Annotated in this window: 19 protein-coding genes and 1 pseudogene; 2 read left to right on the top strand and 18 right to left on the bottom strand. The window is 71.8% G+C overall.

Annotated features, from left to right (window positions below):
* Positions 1–19: 19 nt before the first annotated feature.
* The 13 genes from ACGF5O_RS15055 to ACGF5O_RS14995 all read right to left on the bottom strand — a co-directional run bounded on the left by ACGF5O_RS15055 (position 20) and on the right by ACGF5O_RS14995 (position 11,746).
* Positions 20–856 (bottom strand): carbon-nitrogen hydrolase family protein, encoded by an 837-nt coding sequence (locus tag ACGF5O_RS15055; protein ID WP_393810308.1) that lies wholly within the window; start codon positions 854–856, stop codon positions 20–22.
* Positions 853–1,704, bottom strand: a complete 852-nt coding sequence (locus ACGF5O_RS15050; RefSeq protein WP_393810307.1) for a carbon-nitrogen hydrolase family protein — start codon at positions 1,702–1,704, stop codon at positions 853–855. Before ACGF5O_RS15050 ends, ACGF5O_RS15055 begins: the two co-directional genes overlap by 4 nt.
* Entirely contained in the window at positions 1,701–3,233 is a 1,533-nt protein-coding gene (locus tag ACGF5O_RS15045) for an MSMEG_0567/sll0787 family protein (protein WP_393810306.1), read from the bottom strand. The genes ACGF5O_RS15050 and ACGF5O_RS15045 overlap by 4 nt, the downstream gene beginning before the upstream one ends.
* Positions 3,203–4,300 carry an MSMEG_0568 family radical SAM protein gene (locus ACGF5O_RS15040; protein WP_393810305.1) on the bottom strand — a complete coding sequence of 366 codons (1,098 nt, stop codon included), beginning with the start codon at positions 4,298–4,300 and terminating at the stop codon, positions 3,203–3,205. Before ACGF5O_RS15040 ends, ACGF5O_RS15045 begins: the two co-directional genes overlap by 31 nt.
* 11 nt (positions 4,301–4,311) lie before the next feature.
* Positions 4,312–4,836: an MSMEG_0572/Sll0783 family nitrogen starvation response protein gene (locus ACGF5O_RS15035; RefSeq protein WP_393654069.1), complete on the bottom strand. Its 525-nt coding sequence runs from the start codon at positions 4,834–4,836 to the stop codon at positions 4,312–4,314.
* A 106-nt stretch (positions 4,837–4,942) separates the two neighbouring features.
* The gene (locus ACGF5O_RS15030) at positions 4,943–5,758 is read right to left on the bottom strand and encodes an amidohydrolase family protein (RefSeq protein WP_393810304.1); all 816 of its coding nucleotides are present in this window, start codon (positions 5,756–5,758) and stop codon (positions 4,943–4,945) included.
* Positions 5,759–5,774: 16 nt separating this feature from the next.
* Positions 5,775–7,091 (bottom strand): MSMEG_0569 family flavin-dependent oxidoreductase, encoded by a 1,317-nt coding sequence (locus tag ACGF5O_RS15025; RefSeq protein WP_393810303.1) that lies wholly within the window; start codon positions 7,089–7,091, stop codon positions 5,775–5,777.
* Positions 7,088–7,393 (bottom strand): MSMEG_0570 family nitrogen starvation response protein, encoded by a 306-nt coding sequence (locus ACGF5O_RS15020; protein ID WP_393810302.1) that lies wholly within the window; start codon positions 7,391–7,393, stop codon positions 7,088–7,090. The genes ACGF5O_RS15025 and ACGF5O_RS15020 overlap by 4 nt, the downstream gene beginning before the upstream one ends.
* 453 nt (positions 7,394–7,846) lie before the next feature.
* Complete coding sequence (locus ACGF5O_RS15015; protein WP_393810301.1) at positions 7,847–8,209, bottom strand: hypothetical protein; 363 nt, start codon at positions 8,207–8,209, stop codon at positions 7,847–7,849.
* Between the two features lie 272 nt (positions 8,210–8,481).
* A complete protein-coding gene (locus tag ACGF5O_RS15010) occupies positions 8,482–8,607 on the bottom strand; it encodes a hypothetical protein (RefSeq protein WP_393810300.1) in 126 nt (41 codons plus the stop codon).
* Between the two features lie 65 nt (positions 8,608–8,672).
* A complete protein-coding gene (locus ACGF5O_RS15005; protein ID WP_393810299.1) occupies positions 8,673–10,331 on the bottom strand; it encodes a multicopper oxidase family protein in 1,659 nt (552 codons plus the stop codon).
* A gap of 113 nt (positions 10,332–10,444) precedes the next feature.
* Positions 10,445–10,903 (bottom strand): hypothetical protein, encoded by a 459-nt coding sequence (locus ACGF5O_RS15000; RefSeq protein ID WP_393810298.1) that lies wholly within the window; start codon positions 10,901–10,903, stop codon positions 10,445–10,447.
* A gap of 249 nt (positions 10,904–11,152) precedes the next feature.
* Complete coding sequence (locus ACGF5O_RS14995; protein WP_393810297.1) at positions 11,153–11,746, bottom strand: hypothetical protein; 594 nt, start codon at positions 11,744–11,746, stop codon at positions 11,153–11,155.
* A gap of 334 nt (positions 11,747–12,080) precedes the next feature.
* Between ACGF5O_RS14995 and ACGF5O_RS14990 the strand changes: the two are divergent.
* Positions 12,081–12,595: pseudogene (locus ACGF5O_RS14990) on the top strand (HAD family hydrolase); the annotation flags it as partial.
* 10 nt (positions 12,596–12,605) lie between these two features.
* Here the strand turns inward: ACGF5O_RS14990 and ACGF5O_RS14985 are convergent.
* The 5 genes from ACGF5O_RS14985 to ACGF5O_RS14965 all read right to left on the bottom strand — a co-directional run bounded on the left by ACGF5O_RS14985 (position 12,606) and on the right by ACGF5O_RS14965 (position 17,066).
* Positions 12,606–13,514, bottom strand: coding sequence for a M56 family metallopeptidase (locus ACGF5O_RS14985; RefSeq protein WP_393810296.1), 909 nt, complete (start codon positions 13,512–13,514; stop codon positions 12,606–12,608).
* Complete coding sequence (locus ACGF5O_RS14980) at positions 13,511–13,879, bottom strand: BlaI/MecI/CopY family transcriptional regulator (RefSeq protein WP_393810295.1); 369 nt, start codon at positions 13,877–13,879, stop codon at positions 13,511–13,513. Before ACGF5O_RS14980 ends, ACGF5O_RS14985 begins: the two co-directional genes overlap by 4 nt.
* A 410-nt stretch (positions 13,880–14,289) precedes the next feature.
* On the bottom strand, positions 14,290–15,441 hold the full coding sequence (locus ACGF5O_RS14975) for an MFS transporter (RefSeq protein ID WP_393810618.1): 1,152 nt from the start codon (positions 15,439–15,441) through the stop codon (positions 14,290–14,292).
* A gap of 26 nt (positions 15,442–15,467) precedes the next feature.
* Positions 15,468–16,034, bottom strand: a complete 567-nt coding sequence (locus tag ACGF5O_RS14970) for a Chromate resistance protein ChrB (RefSeq protein ID WP_393810294.1) — start codon at positions 16,032–16,034, stop codon at positions 15,468–15,470.
* An 84-nt stretch (positions 16,035–16,118) separates the two neighbouring features.
* Positions 16,119–17,066 carry an undecaprenyl-diphosphate phosphatase gene (locus ACGF5O_RS14965; RefSeq protein ID WP_393810293.1) on the bottom strand — a complete coding sequence of 316 codons (948 nt, stop codon included), beginning with the start codon at positions 17,064–17,066 and terminating at the stop codon, positions 16,119–16,121.
* Positions 17,067–17,398: 332 nt separating this feature from the next.
* Here ACGF5O_RS14965 and ACGF5O_RS14960 point away from each other — a divergent pair, with 332 nt between their 5' ends.
* Positions 17,399–17,788: a BlaI/MecI/CopY family transcriptional regulator gene (locus tag ACGF5O_RS14960; protein ID WP_393810292.1), complete on the top strand. Its 390-nt coding sequence runs from the start codon at positions 17,399–17,401 to the stop codon at positions 17,786–17,788.
* The last annotated feature ends 11 nt before the right edge of the window (positions 17,789–17,799 follow it).

Here is a 17,799-nt window from a genome sequence, read left to right as displayed (position 1 = left end):
AGGATGCTCCCGGGGCAGGTTACGACGGGTTCTCGCGGTAGGCGGAGGGGCGGCGCTCGTCGAGGTGGCGCAGGACGCGGCGGGCGCGGTCGATCTCGGCGGCCACGTCGACCTCGGCGACGGCCAGGCCCGCCTTGGACCAGGTGCGGGCGAGGATGTCGCCGCCGGGCCCGACGACCTTGGCCTGGCCGAGGAAGCGCATGCCGCCCATGGCGCCGGTCTGGTTGGAGGAGGCGAGGACGAGCTGGTTCTCGGCGGCGCGGGCCTGGTCGTAGAGGTCGAAGAGCCTGGCCTGGCGGTCCTGGGCCATGCGCGGGGCGCGGTTGGTGATGGAGGTGGGCCAGGCGGAGAGGCAGGCGAGGATCTCGGCGCCGTCCAGGGCGAGGGAGCGGGCGGACTCCGGGAAGGTCTTGTCGTAGTCGATGAGCATGCCGAGGCGGCCCACGGGGGTGTCGAAGGCGTCGAAGCGGTCGCCGGGCGTGTAGGCGGCGGTCTCGCCGGCCGGGAGGTGGACCTTGCGGTGGCGGCCGAGGACGCCGTCGCCGCTGACGCAGACGGCCGCGTTGTAGCGTTCGTCGCCCGCGTCCTCGCAGTAGCCGACGCACACCACCATCTCGGCGGCCAGGAGGGCGACCTGCCGGATCAGCGGGTCGTCGGGCTTGAGGGCCGGGGGCAGCGCCTCGGGGTCGGGGTGGCGCAGGTCGGCGAGGTAGCCGCCGAGGGACGCGTCAGGCAGGACGAGCAGTCCGGCGCCGGCGGCGCGCGCGTCGTCGATCAGCTTGGCGACGCGGGCGAGGTCGAACTCCAGGTCGCGGCCGAAGTGGGCGGCCGCGGCCGCGATCCGGACGGTGCTCATGTGCTGACTGCTCCCGCGTACGTATAGGTCTCGGGCCGCCGGTCGCGCAGGTGCCCCATCGACCGGCGGGCGGTCCCAAGGGCCTGGGCGACGTCGAGTTCGGCGACGGCGATGCCGGCCGTGACGCCCGTGTCGGCGAGGATCTCGCCGCCGGGGTCGACGACCTTGGCGCTGCCGACGAAGCGTAGCGACCCGAAGGTGCCCGCCTGGTTGGCCGACAGCCACACGATCTGGTTCTCCAGGGCGCGGGCCCGGTCGAAGAGGTCGAAGCGGCGCTTCCAGCGGTCCTGTTCGAGGTCGGCGACGGCGTTGGTGCGGGCGCCCGGCCAGGCCGACACGCACACCCCGATCTCGGCACCGTCCAGCGCCAGTGCCCGTGCGGACTCCGGGAACGCCTTGTCGTAGCAGATCATCATGCCGATCCGGCCGACCGGAGTGTCGAAGGCGTGGAAGCGGTCGCCGGAGGCGTAGGAGGCGTCCTCGCTCAGCGGCTGGTGCACCTTGCGGTGGTTGCCGAGGACGCCGTCGCCGGTGACGCAGACGACGCTGTTGTAGCGGTTGCCGTCCGGGTCCGCCTCGCAGTAGCCCGCCACCACCGTCATCTCCCCGGCCAGCGCGGCCAGTCGGCGGATCTCGGGGCCGTCGAGGGCGAGGGCGGGCGGGCCCTCGTCGAGTTCCGCGGAGTCGTCGAGGCTGAGCAGGTAGCCGCCCAGGCATGCTTCCGGGAGCGCGAGCAGCCGTACGTCCTGCTTCCGCGCCTCCTTGACCAGCCGTTCGGCGATCGTGAAGTCCTCTTCCAGGTCCCGGCCGAACTCGGCGGCGACGGCGGCCATCCGCAGCGTGCTCATGCGGCTCCCATCCCGGTCACCGACGAGGTGACCGCTTCGGTGATCTCGCCGTCGGGCCAGCGCAGCCCGACGCCTTCTCCTGTGGTCAGTTCGCCGCACACGGCGCCCGTGGCCGGTCCGGCGGGCAGCGGTGGGGCGCCCGGTCCGTCGGCGGTGAGCATCGCGTAGCCGGGGAAGCAGGTCAGCCAGTCGCCGACGGTGGCCTCGGGCGGTCGCGGTACGGCGGCCACGTCGAGCACCGCCCGGCAGCCGCTCGCCTCGGCGAGCATGCCGAGGGTGCCGGCGGTCCCGGCCATCGACACGTCCTTGGCCGCGGCGGGCCGGGCGGCGGCCACCGCGCCGGTCATGGCGCGCAGTTCGGCCGTACGACGGTGGCTCGTCGAGTCCCACTGGCGGCCCCGGTAGCCCGCGCGCCAGCCGCCGCCGAGGTCGGCGGTCAGCCGCACCTCGTGCCCGGGGCGTCCGCCGCCGCCCGGCACCGGACGCGCCGTCCGGCCCAGCGCGGTCACGGAGAGGGCGGCGGGGACGCCGAGTTGGGTGTGGCCGCCGAGCACCGGGATGCCGTACGCCCGCGCCGCCCGCGCCAGTCCGTCCAGCACCCGCGCGGCATGGGCGGCGTCCCTCGCGCCCACCGCGTCCAGCAGCCCGAGGGGCGAAGCACCCATCGCCGCCAGGTCGTTGACGTTGACGAGGACGGCGCACCAGCCCGCCCAGCCGGGGTCGCGCTCGACCATGGACGGCACGATCGCGTCGCACGCGGCGATCACGTCGGTGCCGGGCACGGGCGCGCCGTCGTCACCGACGAATCCCCCGCCGCCGAGGACGGCCCGCGCCCCGGACAGGGCCCCGCCGATCGGGTCCTGCCGTCGGGCACGGGCCGCCGGCTCGCGCAGGCCCGCCAGCAGCGGACCGAGGGCGGACTTCGTCGCCGCCGCCTGCGCCGCGATGCGGCCGATGGGCCAACGCATCAGCGTGTGCGGCGCGTTGGCGACCTCGATCGGGCGTACGGAGCGCCAGCCGAGCCGCCGGAACAGAGGTTCGCTCCGCACCTGGACGGTCGCGTCGAAGCGCAGGACGCCCTCCGCCTCGGCCCGCGCGCACGCGGCCCGCACCAGCGCGGCGCCGATGCCCCAGGGGCCGCGGGCGCCCGGCGCGACGACGAGCCGGCCGCCCGCCCACCAGCCGAGGTCCGGGCCGTCGGCCACGGGCCCCAGCCGCACCCCGCCGAGGACCGTGCCCGCGGCGTCCTTGGCGACCAGCACCAGCGTGCGCGGGTCGGTGTCGCGATCGTCCAGGTCATGGCCGTCGAACAGCCCCTGTTCGTGCACGAACACTTCGCGCCGAAGCCGCCGATAGTCCGCCAACTCACCGTGCTTGACTACCTCTTCGACGCGGAAGGAGGTCGCGCGAGCGAGGGTGTTCCGGTCGCCCAGCAGGGCGAGGATGTCGTACGGCCGCTCCACCGCCGGCTCCGGGGATCCGTCGAGCAGCACCCCCCTCACCCGCCCGCCGTCGACAGCACGCTGCACGCCCCGCAGGCCGCGCACCCCGCCTTCTGGTCGGCGCCGCGCATCCCGGCGGCCCGCAGCCGGGCGGCGACGCCTTCGGTGACGTACCGCAGCAGGTCCGCGCTCGGGGCCCTGATCCCCTCGCGGGCGGCGAGGGTGCCGCTCATCGGGCGGAAGGGGACGACAAAGGGGTAGACCCCGCGTCGAATCAACTCGCCTGCCCCTGCGATGAGTTCGTCCGGGCTCTCGCCGAGGCCGACGAGGAGGTACGTGGAGACGCGGTTGGGTCCGAAGACGCGTACCGCCTCGTCCCAGGCGGCCTCGTACTCGGCCAGCGGGACGGTCGACTTCCCGGGCATCCAGCGGCGGCGCACCGCGTCGTCGAGGGACTCGACGTGGATGCCGATGGCCGTGGCTCCGGCGTCGTGCAGGGCGCGGATCCAGGCGAGGTCGGCGGGCGGTTCGCACTGGACCTGGACGGGGAGGCAGGGGACGGCCCGCAGGACGGCGCGCACCGACCGTACGAGGTTGCGGGCGCCGCGGTCCGGGCCGGTGGTGGTGCCGGTGGTCATGACCATCTGCCGGACGCCGTCGAGCCGTACGGCGGCCTCGGCGACCTCGGCGAGCTGTGCCGGGGTCTTGGCGGCCACCGTGGCGCCGGAGCGCAGGGACTCCTCGATGGTGCAGAAGCGGCAGCGGTCGGACTCGGCGTAGCGGATGCAGGTCTGGACGACGGTGGTGGCGAGGACGTCGGCGCCGTGCAGGCGGGCGATGTGCTCGTAGGGGATGCCGTCGGCGGTGGTGAGGTCGTAGAACTTCGGGCGCTGTACCGGGGTGAGGGTGAGGCCGGTGTCCGTGAGAGGTCCGGTCTCCTCGCCCAGCCACACCTTGCCGTCGCGTACCCGGTAGGGGCTGTCGGGGTTACGGGGAAGCGCGGCACCGGCACCGTCGACGAGGACGTGTCCGTCGTCGCTGGGTCCCGCGCCGTCGGGCCGTCGCACGGGCGTGTCCAACGCAACTCCGTGCAGGGCGAGTTCGGCGCGGGTCATGATCCGCACATCCACCGTCGATCCGGTGCCGGTGCTCATCGCGGGGCTCCCTACAGCTGGTAGGTGGAGTTGATGATGGCGCCCTTGCGCGCGTAGTGGATCAGCGCGTCCTGGACGTCGAGGGGGTGGGTGGGGATGACGCCCTCGATGAGGTCCTCCTCGCGGGCGCCGTGCAGGGACAGGCCGAATCGGCAGCAGAAGACCTTGCCGCCCTCGGCGATGAACGTCTTGAGCTGGTTGTTGATGTTGTGCTCGCCGGGGAAGGCGGAGTTGCCGGTGGTCGGGAAGCCGCGGGTGGCCAGGCAGTTGAGGGAGCCGGGGCCGTAGAAGTAGATGGCGGTCTCGAAGCCCTTGCGCAGGGCGCGGGTCGCCTGGAGCACGGCGACGAAGGACACCGAGGACTCGTGGGCGATGCCGTGGACGAGGGTGAAGTAGGTCTCGCCGTCCTCTGCCTGGTAGTCGGGGAAGACCTTGGTGGAGCCGTAGATGCTGGAGCCCTCGGGGAGAGAGGGGTGCGGGATCTCGTCGAGGGACTTCTGCTCGACGTCGCTGAGCTGGGCGGCGGTTTCGGACACGGGGATCTCCTTGCGCGAGGCGGTGGTTGGCGAGGCGGTGGTCGGCGAAGGGCGGTCAGTCGTGGGCCAGGCGTGGGCCAGCCGTAGAGGGCGGGAAAGGTGTCGGTCAGTCGTAGAGGGCGGCGAAGGTGTCGCGGAAGACGAGGTCGGCGAGTTCACCGCCGCCGGTCGCCGCCGCGAGCCGGGCGTACTCGCCGGTGAAGTCGCCCCACGGCTGGTCGCTGGCGAAGAGCACGCGGTCGTGGCCGATGCCGCGCTGCTCGATCTCCCGGGCCAGCCAGTACGGCAGGAAGCCGATGGCCCAGGAGAGGTCGGTGTAGACGCGCTTGCCGGCGGTGATCCAGTCGAAGAACCGGGAGCCGGCGAGCTTGATGTGGCCGCTCATCCCGCCGCCGAAGTGCACGAGATGGACGGGGACCCGGTCGGCGTACCAGTCGACGAGGTGGCCGACCTCGTCGATGTCGGAGGCGGCACCGGGAGAGGTGTGGACGTGGACCACCAGGCCGTGTTGGGCCGCGGTGGCGAAGATGCGGTCCAGCAGCGGGCGGCAGGCCGGATCGGTGGGACGGCCGCCGAGCAGGAAGCTCAGCTTGAGCGCCTTCACCCCGTGCTCGCCCGCCAATGCCAGTGCCTGTGCGGTGCGTTGCTCGTCCTCGGGGCGCGGCGAGACCCACAGGCCGGCGCGGATCCGGTCGTCGGACTGGGCGGCCTCGATCACCAACTCGTTGAAGGAGAAGGCGACGGCCGGGTCGGGGACGCCGTAGTTGGGGATGACCAGGGCGCGTTCGGTGCCCTCGGTGTCCAGGTCGGCGATGAGCTGCTTGATGGTGGCGCGGGCGGTGGTGTCGGGGTGGACGGGCGGGCCGCCGTAGAAGGGGTGGGCGGGCAGGACACCGAGGTGACGGTGGGCGTCGAAGACCATGGTCCGCTGGGACCCTTCAGCCGATCGGGAGGGCGGAGGCGAGGACGCTGGGGGCGCCCGTGAGGGTGCCGCACACGTCGGCCAGACGGCGTGAGGCGTCGATGTGGTCGGCGAGGAACTCGGCGTCCCGTCCCACCGCCTCGAACCGGCCCGAGCCCCAGGTGTACTGCCAGGGCAGACCCAGGAAGTACAGGCCGGGAACGCTGCCGACGCCCCGCCGGTGCATGGGGTAGCCGCGGCCGTCGAAGGCGGGGATCTCGATCCAGCGGTGGTCGCGGGCGAAGCCGGTGGCCCAGACGACGGAGGTGACGCCGGCCTCGGTGAGGTCGAGGGTGCCCTGCTGGTCGTCCGGCTGCCACACGGGCCGGTAGCGGGCCTCGGTGGGCGCCTGGACGCCGGCCGCCTCGATGTGCGCGTCGATGACGTCCTTGATGCTCTCGGCCACCCCGTCGGCGTGGTCGAGGTTGGTCTTGAGGTCGTCGGCGAACTCCAGCACCGGCCCCTCGACCTCCGTGAGGCGGCCGTACAGCCGCATCCCGTCGCGGGCGAAGGCCCGCAGGTCGATGTCGCGGCCTCCGTCGCGGCCGGTGACGTAGTGGTTGACCCGCAGCCGCACCGCGTCGGCGTCGTCGAACACGTCGATGCTCTTGGTGTAGTGGCCCATGTCGTCCAGCCACGCCACGCAGTCGCGGCCCCGGTAGAAACGGGCGACGCGCGGTGCGCTGCCGACCGCGAGGTGGACCTGCCGGCCGGCGAGGTGGAGGTCCTCGGCGATCTGGCAGCCGGACTGTCCCGTGCCGACCACGAGGACGGCGCCGTCGGGGAGTTGGGCCGGGTTGCGGTAGCCGGAGGAGTGGAACTGCTCGATCGCGGCGGGCAGTCGCTCGGCCATCCGGGGCAGCTTCGGCGTGTGATAGGGACCGGTGGCGACGACGACCTGGTCGGCGGTGAACTCCCCCGCCGTGGTGGTGACTTCGAAGACCCCTCGCGCCGACCGGCGCAGCCGGGTCACCGACACCCCTTCCACCAGCGGCGGTCGGAAGGCGGCGACGTACTCCTCCAGGTAGCGCACGATGTCGTCGCGGACCATGAAGCCGTCGGGGTCGCCGCCGGTGTAGGGGTGACCGGGCAGCCTGCACTGCCAGTTGGGGGTCACCAGGCAGAAGGAGTCCCAGCGGCGCTCGCGCCACTCGTGCCCGATCCGGTGGGCCTCGATCACCACATGGTCGACACCGCGCTCGCCCAGGCAGTGGCTGACCGACAGTCCCGCCTGGCCGCCGCCGATCACGGCAGCCTCGTAGTGGGCTCCGTCGAGCCGGGGTACGGGAGTCATCGTGGGCTCCCGTCGGCGTTGAGGAGCGCCTCGACCAGGATCCGGCCGTCGGCGGGGAACGCACGGGCACGCGCCGTCTCCTCGAGCTGCTCCAGCTGACCGGAGGCGCCGGTGCAGAAGAAGCCGAATTTCTCCCGTACCCTCTCACCAGCGATTCCGAGCGCCGTCCGACTGCGCTCCAGGAAGTCGTCCACCGTGTACTCGGTACCCACCGTGAAGTAGTCCTCGATTACCGTGGAGGGGGAATAGCAGCGCTGGACGTCACCATCGGGCCAGCGCACGTCGAAATACATCTCGGGCATGACATCCTCCATGCCTGGCGCCGGGTTCCGCACCCCTCGCCGCTGCGTGTGACCACTACTTCAGCCAGCGGCGATTACCGAACCAAGTCATCGGGACTAAAGCAACGTTACAGAAGCCTCACGCCGAACCGCGCCGAGGCCAGGCGCATTTGCCCCAGAGGCAAATCTGAGCTCACCTTGATAAGTCGAAGAGGTCTACACGATCAAGGGCTCGCAACGTATTGGGGAACTGCCGCCGCTTGGCGACTCCAGATTTCCGATCGGCTGACCGCAGACATTCTCCGGCCGTTTCCGCACCCGCTCCGCACTCGCGGCCGCCCCGCCGACGGACCCCACTGTGCTCGAACAGGGCGCTGCCCGGCGGGACGTACCAGCCCACGTCGGGTTTGAACTCCTGGAACGGGCCCTGTACCACGGCGGACGCGGCGGCCAGGGTGAGCTGACCCGTTCGCCTCAGCCGGGTACGGCGACCGGTTCCGGGGCCAGGTGCCCCGCCCTGCTCAGCCGGGCCACCAGCACCGCGCACACGAGCCCGGTGACGGCCGGCGCGGCCCAGGGCAGCCAGCGCACTCCGGTGTCGAACAGTGCGCCGACGGCGAGGTTGCCCAGCGAGATCGCGATGCCGGAGGCGGTGTTGTAGGCGCCGTAGCAGGTCGCGACCAGCCGGTTGCCGGAGAGGCGGACGACGGTGTCCGTCTCGAAGGGGTAGAGCAGTGCCCCGCCCCAGGCCAGCAGTGCCGCGCAGGCGGCCAGGGCGAGGGCCCCGGTCACCGCGTCGTACGAACGCGGCAGCAGCGGGACGAAGGCCGCGCCCATGACGGCCGGTCCGGAGACGATCGCCCGTGGCCCGGGCAGGGTCCGTTTCGCCCATGCGGCCAGTTTCAGCTGGCCCGTGTGCTCCGGCCGCGGCCGGGTGGGCCACCGGAGTTCCCGTGAACGTCGCGCCGTGCACGGAGCCCGCGAGGTGTACGACGACGAGGAGGACGAGCGCCAGGAGGGGGCCGACGCGACGGCCTGCCCGCTCGTGGGTTCCCACTCCGATCCTCACTCCAGCCACATACCAAGCGCATGCGATCAGTGACTGTCTGCTATCCAACGGTCATCCAGTCCCGCGTGTTCTCGAACAGGGCGGAAGTGAACCTCGGCGCCGCGAATTCGGTCCCGCAGGTGAACTGCATCAGCGGGCCGAAGGCGCCGACGGCCTTGATGCCCATGAAGTACAGGTCCTGCGCCGGTGAGGGAAAGGGGGAGCGTGCGCACCGGCCCACTCCCCCCGGTGTCACGCCTGGTAGGCAACCAGCGCCATCATCCCCGCCTCGCCGTGGTAGGCATTGTGGCAGTGCAGCATCCACTGGCCGGGGTTGTCCGCGTCGAAGTACACGGACACCGCACTCTTCGGCAACACGATGGTGGTGTCCTTGCGTGGACCGCCCGTCCCGAGCTGATACGTGTGCCCGTGCAGGTGCATCGGATGCCACATGTCCGTCTTGTTGACGAAGTCCAGCCGGACCCGCTCACCCTGCCCCACCAGGACCGGGTTCGCGGTGGGGTGGTCCATGTCGAACCGCCTGCCGTTGATGCCCCAGTCGTACTTGCCCATGCCACCGGTCAGTTCGATGCGGTGGACACGGTCGGCCGCCTTCGTCTCCAGCCGGACCTCGTCGGCCGCCCTCAGCCGAGAGGCGGTCATGATCATGCCGTCCAGCTCCTCGGGTCGGACGTCCGGCTGCGGAGCGCGGCCGGAGCCGGTGCGGACCAGGGCCATGCCGCTCGCGTCCTTGCCCTCGGCCAGGGCGACCAGCGGGAAGACACCGTCGGCGAGGGTGACCATGACGTCGTACCGCTCCCCCATGCCAACCAGGAGGGCATCCACCTGCTGGTGTCGGACCGGAAAGCCGTCGGTGTGGGTGATGGTCAACTTGTGGCCGCCGAGCGCGACCCGGTAGGCCGTGTCGCCGCCGGCGTTGATGATGCGCAGCCGTACCCGCTTGCCGGGCTTGCCGGTGTAGACGTCGGGGTCGGCCGGGACGCGGCCGTTGACCAGGTGGTAGGGGTACTTGACGTCGCCGGCGTCACCGCCGAGCAGCTTGCTCTCGGCACCCATGAGCATGAACTTCATGGACATGCCGCCAGAGCCGGACGGCGACGCGCTCGCCTTGTCGGAGGTTCCGCCGCTCGTGCTCATGTCGCCCGTGTCCATCCCTCCCATGGCGCTCATACCGTCACTGGAGGAGTTGCCCGGGCTGGGGCTGGAGCCGCCCATGTCCATGCCCCCCATGTCCATGCCCCCCATGCCGTGCTTGAGGTCGGCGAAGACCTCGTCGGGGGTGCCGGTGACACCGTCGACCCAGTCGTCGAGGACGACGACCCACTCGTCGTCGTACGACAACGGCTCCTTGGGATCCTCGACGATCAGCGGGGCGTACAGACCGCGGTCGAGCTGGACGCCCACATGCGGGTGAAAGAAGTAGGTGCCGGGGGCATCGGCGATGAAGCGGTAGGTGAAGCTGCGGCCGGCCCGGACGGCGGCCTGGGTGGCCGGGGGCACACCGTCCATGTCGGCGCGCAGGGCTATGCCGTGCCAGTGGATGGACGTCGTGGTCCTGTCCGGCAGCTGGTTGGAGAGCTCGGCGGCGAGCGTGTCGCCGGCGTTCACCCGGATCTCCTGGCCCGGGGTGCGGCCGCTGAAGGCCCAGCTCTTCGCCATCACCCCACCGCCGAGATCGAGCATGGCCGACGCGGCGGTCAAGGTCACGTTCCGTACCTTGCCCGTACTGTTGCGCTTCCTGTCGGCGGCGGCGACCACCTTGCTGTCGGGGCCGACCAGGGCGGGGGTGCCATGGGAGCTGCCGGTGCCGCTGCTGCACGCGGCGAGCGCCCCCGCGCCCGCGGCGCCGAGCCCGGCCAGCAGAACGGAGCGGCGGTTGATGCTGTTCATGGGGGAAGTCCTCTTCTCGACGAGCCCGGCGGGCTCGATGTGCCGTTGACCTGGGCGCATGCGGCAGCTCCGCTTCCGTAGGGAATGCGGCAGCGGTCCGCAGGACGGCGGGCCTAGATCAGCAGCCGGGAGAGGAGGGAAAGGTCCGGCGGCGCGCGGTGCGAGATTCCCGAAGGACCGTGCCCGGCGAGGACGCTCCGCACAGAAGAGCTCCGAACGGTGCGGGGCAGGGCGGACGGCGGTGCGAGCAGCTGTGGCGTGCTCACGTCCCCGGACGAACAGTGCTGCATGGCGGACCCGGAGCAGGCACCGCCGTCGTCGTGATCCATGGCCGGGGCTGCGGCCTCGACGCGGGCTGCCTCACCGGGCCCGGTCGGGGCGGTCGCCGGTGCCGTCGTCGCCGTGTGGTCCATCGCCGGCATCGCACTCATCGCGGTGGCGGGGGTCGCGGAGACGGCTACGTCATGGTGGACGAGGACGGCAAGAGCCGCGAGCAGCGCCACGACGGCGACCCACGCACAGCGCGGTGCGCCGCCACGGGGGCTGATCCGCCGGTACGTCGCTGCCGTCATCGCCTTCCACATCCGCTTCGCCTGCCGGAATCACCACTATACCCAGTAGGGGTATATCTCCACTCGGTGGACTTCGCCATCGCTCCTGGACCCGGGTGTGTGTCGTTCCTGGTCGCAGCGTTCCCTTCGGCGGAGCGGCACGGCCGTTCGCCTTCCCCCTGCGCCACGCGCACGGCGTGATGCGGGTCGGCGAGGCGGCTCCGACAGCGGGGGCGCCGGGTGACCAGCCGGCGGGGCACGCTTACGGCCTCACATGCCCGGCATCCCCGACATGGTGGCACCGGATCCCGAGTCGTCACCCGAGCCGGAGCCGCTTCCCGACGAGGGAGACCCGCCGTCCGACATCGCCGACTTCGCACCCGAGGGCGTGACGGCGTACCAAGCGCCGCTCTTGCCCTGCCCGTTCATCTCACCGGTCTTGGTATCGCCCATGTAGCGGTAGAGCGGCCAGCCGGCGAGCGTGACCTGCTTCATCCCGTCGTCCCTGGTGATCGTGCCGACCTTGGCCTTGAGCCCCATGGCCTTGGGAGTGCCGTCGGCCATGACCGGCATCCATGTCTGCGCGCAGCTCCCGGTGCACATGGACATGGACGCCTTGTCCTTGTCGTACCGGTAGAGCGTCCAGCCCTTGGCGTCCGTGACAACCGATCCCATCCCGGACATCTGCTTGGCCATCAGCATGCTGGTGCTGACCATGTGCGTTCCCCCGGACGCGGCGGAACCGTCGGACGCGGCGGAATTGTCGGACGCGGCGGAATTGTCGGACGACGAGCCGCATGCGGCGAGCAACAGCGCGGAGGCGATGCCCGAAGCCACGGTCAGAGCAATACGGTGCCGGGACACGAAGTTCTCCTTTGATGTTCCTGCATCTACTGATGCCCTTAGTACGTTCGCGCACAGTCGGCCGTTCATCCGCAGGTGCCCAGGATTTGAAGGCCGTGGAGGCACCCCGATGACAGCTAAGTAACTTAGTGTTCAACGGGCGCTCCACTCGCCCGTCGCGCGCGAGACGCGGGTTGCCCGGATACCCGACCCACGCTCCCGCGCAAGGAAGAAGCCATGACCGATCAGGAGAACTCCGGCTCCTGCTGCGGCTCATGCGGTACCGGCTCGGTGGCCGGCTGACCGTCCAGCCCGCCCGCGTCGGCGCCGGCACCAAGCCCACCTGCCCGTCAGGCATGCGGTGTTCGTCGGCCGCTAGCAGCTGCTCGTGGAGTGGGTGATCGAGTTGCTCCGCGAGCCGGCCGAGGCCAAAGCAGCGGCGGAGGCCGAGGGCCGCACGGCGGTCGCAGTCGCCTGGGACGGTGAGGCACGCGGGGTGCTCACGGTGGCCGACGCCGTCAAGGGGACCCGCGCGGAGGCCGTCGCCGAGCTGCGTCGGCTCGGGCTCACGGCTGTGCTGCTGACCGGCGACACCAGGCTCGTCGCGGAATCGGTCGCCCGGTCCGTCGGTGTCAACGAGGTGATCGCCGACGTCAACGACGCGGCCGCCCTCGCCACCGCCGCCCTCGCCATGGGCACCGGAACCGACGCGGCGATCGAGGCCGGTGACCTCACCCTCGTACGCGGCGACCTACGGCTGGCCACGGACGCCATCCGTCTGTCCCGCAGGACCCTCGCCACCGTCAAGGGCAATCTCTTCCGGGCCTTCGGCCAACACGTCGCAGCCTTCCACTGGCCGCGTTCGGCATAGCCGGCGGGTTCAGGGCCCGCACGCCACCAGCAGAGGCAGCAGCGGAGCCGCGACGGTGGCCGCCAGGACGCCAAGCGAAATGCCACGATGAGGCCGCGGCTGCGGGGCGAGGACGCGGCGCAGTCGGACGAGGGCACCGGAGCCGCCGGCTCCGATGGCCCCCTGCGGCGCCCGCCCCGCCGCGACCTCGCACATCGCGGTGGCCAACGCGTTCCTGGAGTGATGCCGGAGAGCGCGGTCGTCCGCGATCATCTCCAGCAGCAACAACGTCTGCTCCTTGGCATGCCGGGCCAGCGGCAGCCACCGGAATGCACGGGCGAAGGCGTCGACGAGGAGCCGCGGCACATGATGCCTGCCCTTGATGTGGGCGCGTTCGTGCTCCAGGACGGCGCGCAACTGAGCTTCGGAGAGGACCTCCAGCGCACCCCGGGTGACCACGACCCGGGAGTGCCGCCCCGGCAGGCAGTAGACAGCCGGGATGCCGTGGTCGACGATCGTGGCGCCGTACTCGGGAGCCGGTTCGCCGACGAGGGCGAGCATGTCGAGCTGACGCCCGCGGGCCCGCACGGCGAGCCAGGTGCACCGGGCGAGCCAACCGAGCGGCAACAGCACGACCGTCAGCGGTGCGGCCAGCACGAGGACGTCACCAAGGCCCTGCGGGCTGTCGCTCGCGGGCGCGTCGGCGCCCAGCCCGCATACGGTGAGCAGCCCGACAAGTCCGTCGTGCACGTGCTGCTCGGTGAGAACCAGGTGGTACACGGCGAGCGCGGTGGCGACGACGAACGTCACCATGAGCCCCTGCCAGGCCAGGACCGCGGCGGCCGGAGCACGGTGTGCCCAGCGTGCCCGTGCCAGCCGAGGAGGGATCACGGTACCCACCAGGACCGCGTACCCGACCAGCGCCGCGGCTGTGATCATGCCTCACTCCGCCTGTCCGCCCTTCGAAGCGCCGACCGTAGCGCCTGCGCTTCCTCCGGCGTGATCTGTTCCAGGAAGCTGACCAGGGTTCCGGTGGTGTCCGGATTGCTGCCCAGCGCCTCGTGCATCAGCGCCGCGGTGTACTGCTGACGCGTGCGAGTCGGCGTGTACACCCACGCCCGGCCCTCCTTGTGCCGGGTCAGCATGCCCTTGCCGTGCAGGATGTCGGCAACCGTCTTGACCGTGGTGTAGGCGATGGGCCGTTGCTTGTTGATGTCCGTCCGCACCTCACGCGCGGTGGCCGGCCGCCCCCAGGACCACAGGCGGTCCATGATCTCCGCCTCCAGCTCACCCAGCCGACGCACGGCCGCTCCCTTCGCTCCCGGAGTACGACACGTCCGGTACCGCTGAGTTGGCATCGTAGACCGTGGGGTCCCGGAGCCCGGACGCGAACGTGACCCAGGTGCTGCTCGGCATGGGCCACATGGTCGCGTCCGGAAGGTCAATGGCCGCCGACGGCGAGTTCGTAGTCGCCGAGCAGGGTGCCGGCGGTGAGGTCGCTGGTGACGTGGCCGGCCATGTAGAGGCGGGAGCAGAGGACTTCGGCCTGCGTCCACTGGTAGTCCGCGGCGCGGTGCGGGGCGAGGGCGCCGAGGACGAGACCGGCCGCGACCGGCCCTATGCACTTATTGCCCTCGGCGGCCTAGCCGCCGCACTCGTCCTGCGGTATCTGCTGCGCCGCCGATACCAGGGCTGCCCCAGCGCCGACGACGATTCACCTTTCCAGCTCGGTCCCGAGTGCCGCCGCTGCCGCCCGCAGACGAGCGAGCGCGACCACCGCGCCCACTCCGGTCAGGGCCGCGAGTGCCCCGTAGCCGTAGGTGAGCGTGGCGAGCGAGGCGACGGCGGCGACGAGCAGCGGGCCGCCGGCGTCGCCGAGTTCGCGGCCCAGTTCGGCGGCACCCATGGTCTGGCCAAGGCGTTCGGTCGGAGTGCTCGTGGCCAGCGCGGCGAAGCCGAGCGGGGTGATCAGCCCGGTACCGGCGCCGATCAGGGTGGCCCCGACGAGGATGCCGGTCAGTCCCGGCAGCATCGCGCAGGCCAGGCCCGCGGTGGTGACCGCGAGCCCTGCGGCCAGGCCGGTGCGTGTGGACAGGCGCCCGTCGTCCAGGGCCCGTCCGGCGCGCGGCTGGACCAGTGCCGCGGTCGCGGCGAGCAGCGACACGGCGGCGCCGGTGGCGACCGTGCCCAGCCCGGCGGCACGGCCGGAGACGGGCAGGAAGCCGACCCCGACGGACAGCGCAGCCGTGGCCGCCGCGAGCGCGGAGGTGGGGGCGAGGAACACCGGGTCGGCGAGCCGGCGGGACAGGTCCAGGACCGTCTGCCGGGCCTTGGGCAGCGGCGGTACGACGGGAACGGCGAGCGCGGCCCACACCGCGACCGCCGCAGCCAGCAACGCGAGGACGCCGAACAGCAGCCGCAGGCCGGCGGCCCACACCAGCGCGCCCCCGAGCAGCGGGCCGAGGGTGTAGCCGATGGACTTGTAGAAGCCGTAGCTGCCGAAGGCGCGGCCGTGTTCGGCGGCCGGGTTGAGGCGGGCGACGAGCGCGGAGGCAGACGGCGAGAAGGCCGAGGCAGCGGCCCCCTGCCCGAGGCGCGCGGCCCACAGCCAGCCGGGGCTGTCGGCGAGCACGTACAACGCGGACGCGGCGGCGAAGGCGACCAGTCCGCCGAGCAGGACCGGGCGGGCGCCGATCCGGTCGGCGAGGGTCCCGAACACCGGCTTCAGCAATACCTCGGCGCCGTCGTACAGCGCGAGCAGTCCGCCCAGCACCAGCAGCGAGACGGCCGCGTCGCCGCCGAGACTCGCGGCGATGCCGTGCGCGCCGAAGGCGGTGGTGAATCCTGCCGCGTACAGCGGCCACATCTGCCGGGCCGCGGCGGGCCGCGAGGTCACTGTTCCCCCTGCGGGGTCTGGTGCAGGGCGGCGAAGACCAGCTCGGCGTAGTCCTCGCAGGCAGCCGCGCACCGCTTGAGCCGCTCGCCGGCCGCGGTCGCCTCCGGAGCACCGAACACGTCGCGTGCGGTCAGGTCCCGGTGCCAGCGCCGTAGCCGCTCCAGCGACTGTTCCTCTTCCTCCAGTTCGGCCAGCGTGAACTTGGCGATGCGGATCTCCTTGGCCAGCTCCGCCTCGAACTTGCCGCAGTCCGCGAGGAACTCCGTCCAGTCCGCGGACCGGGCGGCGGTGAACATCTGCTGGAAGCGAGCCGCGTCCTCGGGCTTGCGTCCGAACGCGGTCAAAGTCACCACCTGTCCGCCCGCCTGTTCCGTGAGCGCGATCACCCGGCCGACGCCGTCGGCGAAGACCGGCACGTCCGGAACGGCCCACACGCCCTGGCCGAGCGAGAGCGCCCCGACCTTGCGCAGCTCCCGCCAGACAGCCACCCGGTGCCGCGACGGCTCGGCAGGAATCCTGACCACGAGAACGAGCCACTGGCCCGCCGCTTGCCTACTTGCCACAGAAGCGAATGTAACGCGCGTTACCTGCGTCTGTGCAGCGGCGACTGGAGCCGCGCCGGGCTCGGCGCGGTCGGCCGACCGGCGTCATGCGAATTGGATGACGCTGGCGATGCCTGCCACCAGGCAGTACACGGCGAAAGGAGTGAGAGTGCGAGTGGTGAAGTACCGGGACAGGAAGCGCACGGCGGCGTACGCGGCGATCCCCGCGGTGAAGAAGCCGACGGCCACCTGGCCGTGGATGTGCGCGGCGGCGGGCCCGGCCAGACTGGGCAGCTTGAGCACGCCCGCGGCCAGGATGACCGGGGTCGCCAGCAGGAAGGAGAACTTGGCGGCGTCCTCGTGGTCCAGGCCGCGCAGCAGCCCGCCGACCATGGTGATGCCGGAGCGGCTGATCCCGGCGAGCAGCGCCATGGTCTGGAACAGGCCGATGACACCCGCCTCGCGATAGCTGAGGGTGTCCAGCTGCCGGCTCGTGGACTTCGCGGGGACACCGGGTTCGAGGGCCGCCCCGGGACCGGCGCTCACCACGGCCGCTCGGGCGGCGGCGGCCTGCCGGACCTCCGAGCCGCGCCGCAGCCGCTCCCCGAACAGCAGGATCAGCCCGTTCACGGTGAGGAACACGGCGGCCGCCAGCGGCTTCGCGAACAAGGTGCGGAAGGTGTGCTCCAGAGCCAGTCCGGTGAGGCCGACCGGGACGGTGGCCACGATCAGCAGCCAGGCGAGGCGCTGCGTCGAGGTCTCGACCCTGCGCGTACGGACCGTGGTGACGAGGGCTCGGACGATGCGGACCCAGTCCTTGCGGTAGAAGACCAGCAGGGCCGCCGCGGTCGCCACGTGCAGGGCGACGATGAAGGCCAGATACGGCGAGCCCCCGGAGTCGCCGGTGGCGTTCTCGGTGACCAGATGGCTCCAGGAGCCCCCGATCCAGGCGGGAACCAGCACGGAATGGCCGAGGCTGGAGACCGGGAAGAGCTCGGTCACGCCTTGGAGGGCGCCGATGACGACGGCCTGGAGGTAGGAGAGTTCGGTCACGGCGACTCCTCGTAGGGCATCCGGAGAGATACTGCGCTGCGGGCCCGGACGGGGCACGCTCACGGAGAGCGTACTTTTACACGCGTGTCGGAGTGGCGTGGACATTGGAGCGCCAAACGGCCACCGCACCCCGTACGAGCAAACGCCGCGCCAGATGGTCACCGACGCCACAGGGCCCCCACCTGAGCCCTGACCTGCGCGTCTCCGGTGCGCGACGACCCGGGGAGTACCCCGGGACGCGGGTGCATGGCAGACTCAGGGCGCGCGCAAAGTTTTACACGCGCGTAGGAGCATGTTGGGATTCGGAAAACGAACGGGAGCGCGGCAACCTCATGAGCGACACCGCGAGCGGCCGGAGCCCCAAGCGGGCCAACGGGGTCCGCGAGGCCGAGATCCTCGACCACCTCCAGCAGGCCGACACCGCGCTGACCCCCGGTGAGGTGGCCGAACGTCTGGGCGGCGAGCTGACCTACAACAGCGTCGTCACGATCCTCACCCGCATGCACACCAAGGGGCTGCTGACCCGCTCCCCTCGCGGCAGGGCGTACGCCTACGCCCCCGTCACCGACGACGCCGGTTTCGCCGCCCGTCGTATGCACACCGTGCTGGAGGAGCGTCCCGACCGCGAAGCCGTTCTCGCCCGCTTCGCCGACACCCTCTCCGCCACGGACGCCGTCCTGCTGCGTCAGCTGCTCGCCGCCGAGCAGGACAGCGACCGGTAGAAGAGGGCCGA

Source organism: Streptomyces sp. NPDC048291 (assembly GCF_043201715.1).
Taxonomy (GTDB): Bacteria; Actinomycetota; Actinomycetes; order Streptomycetales; family Streptomycetaceae; genus Streptomyces.
Note: the sequence above shows the minus strand (reverse complement) of the source record. Positions and strands in the feature narration are given on the sequence as shown.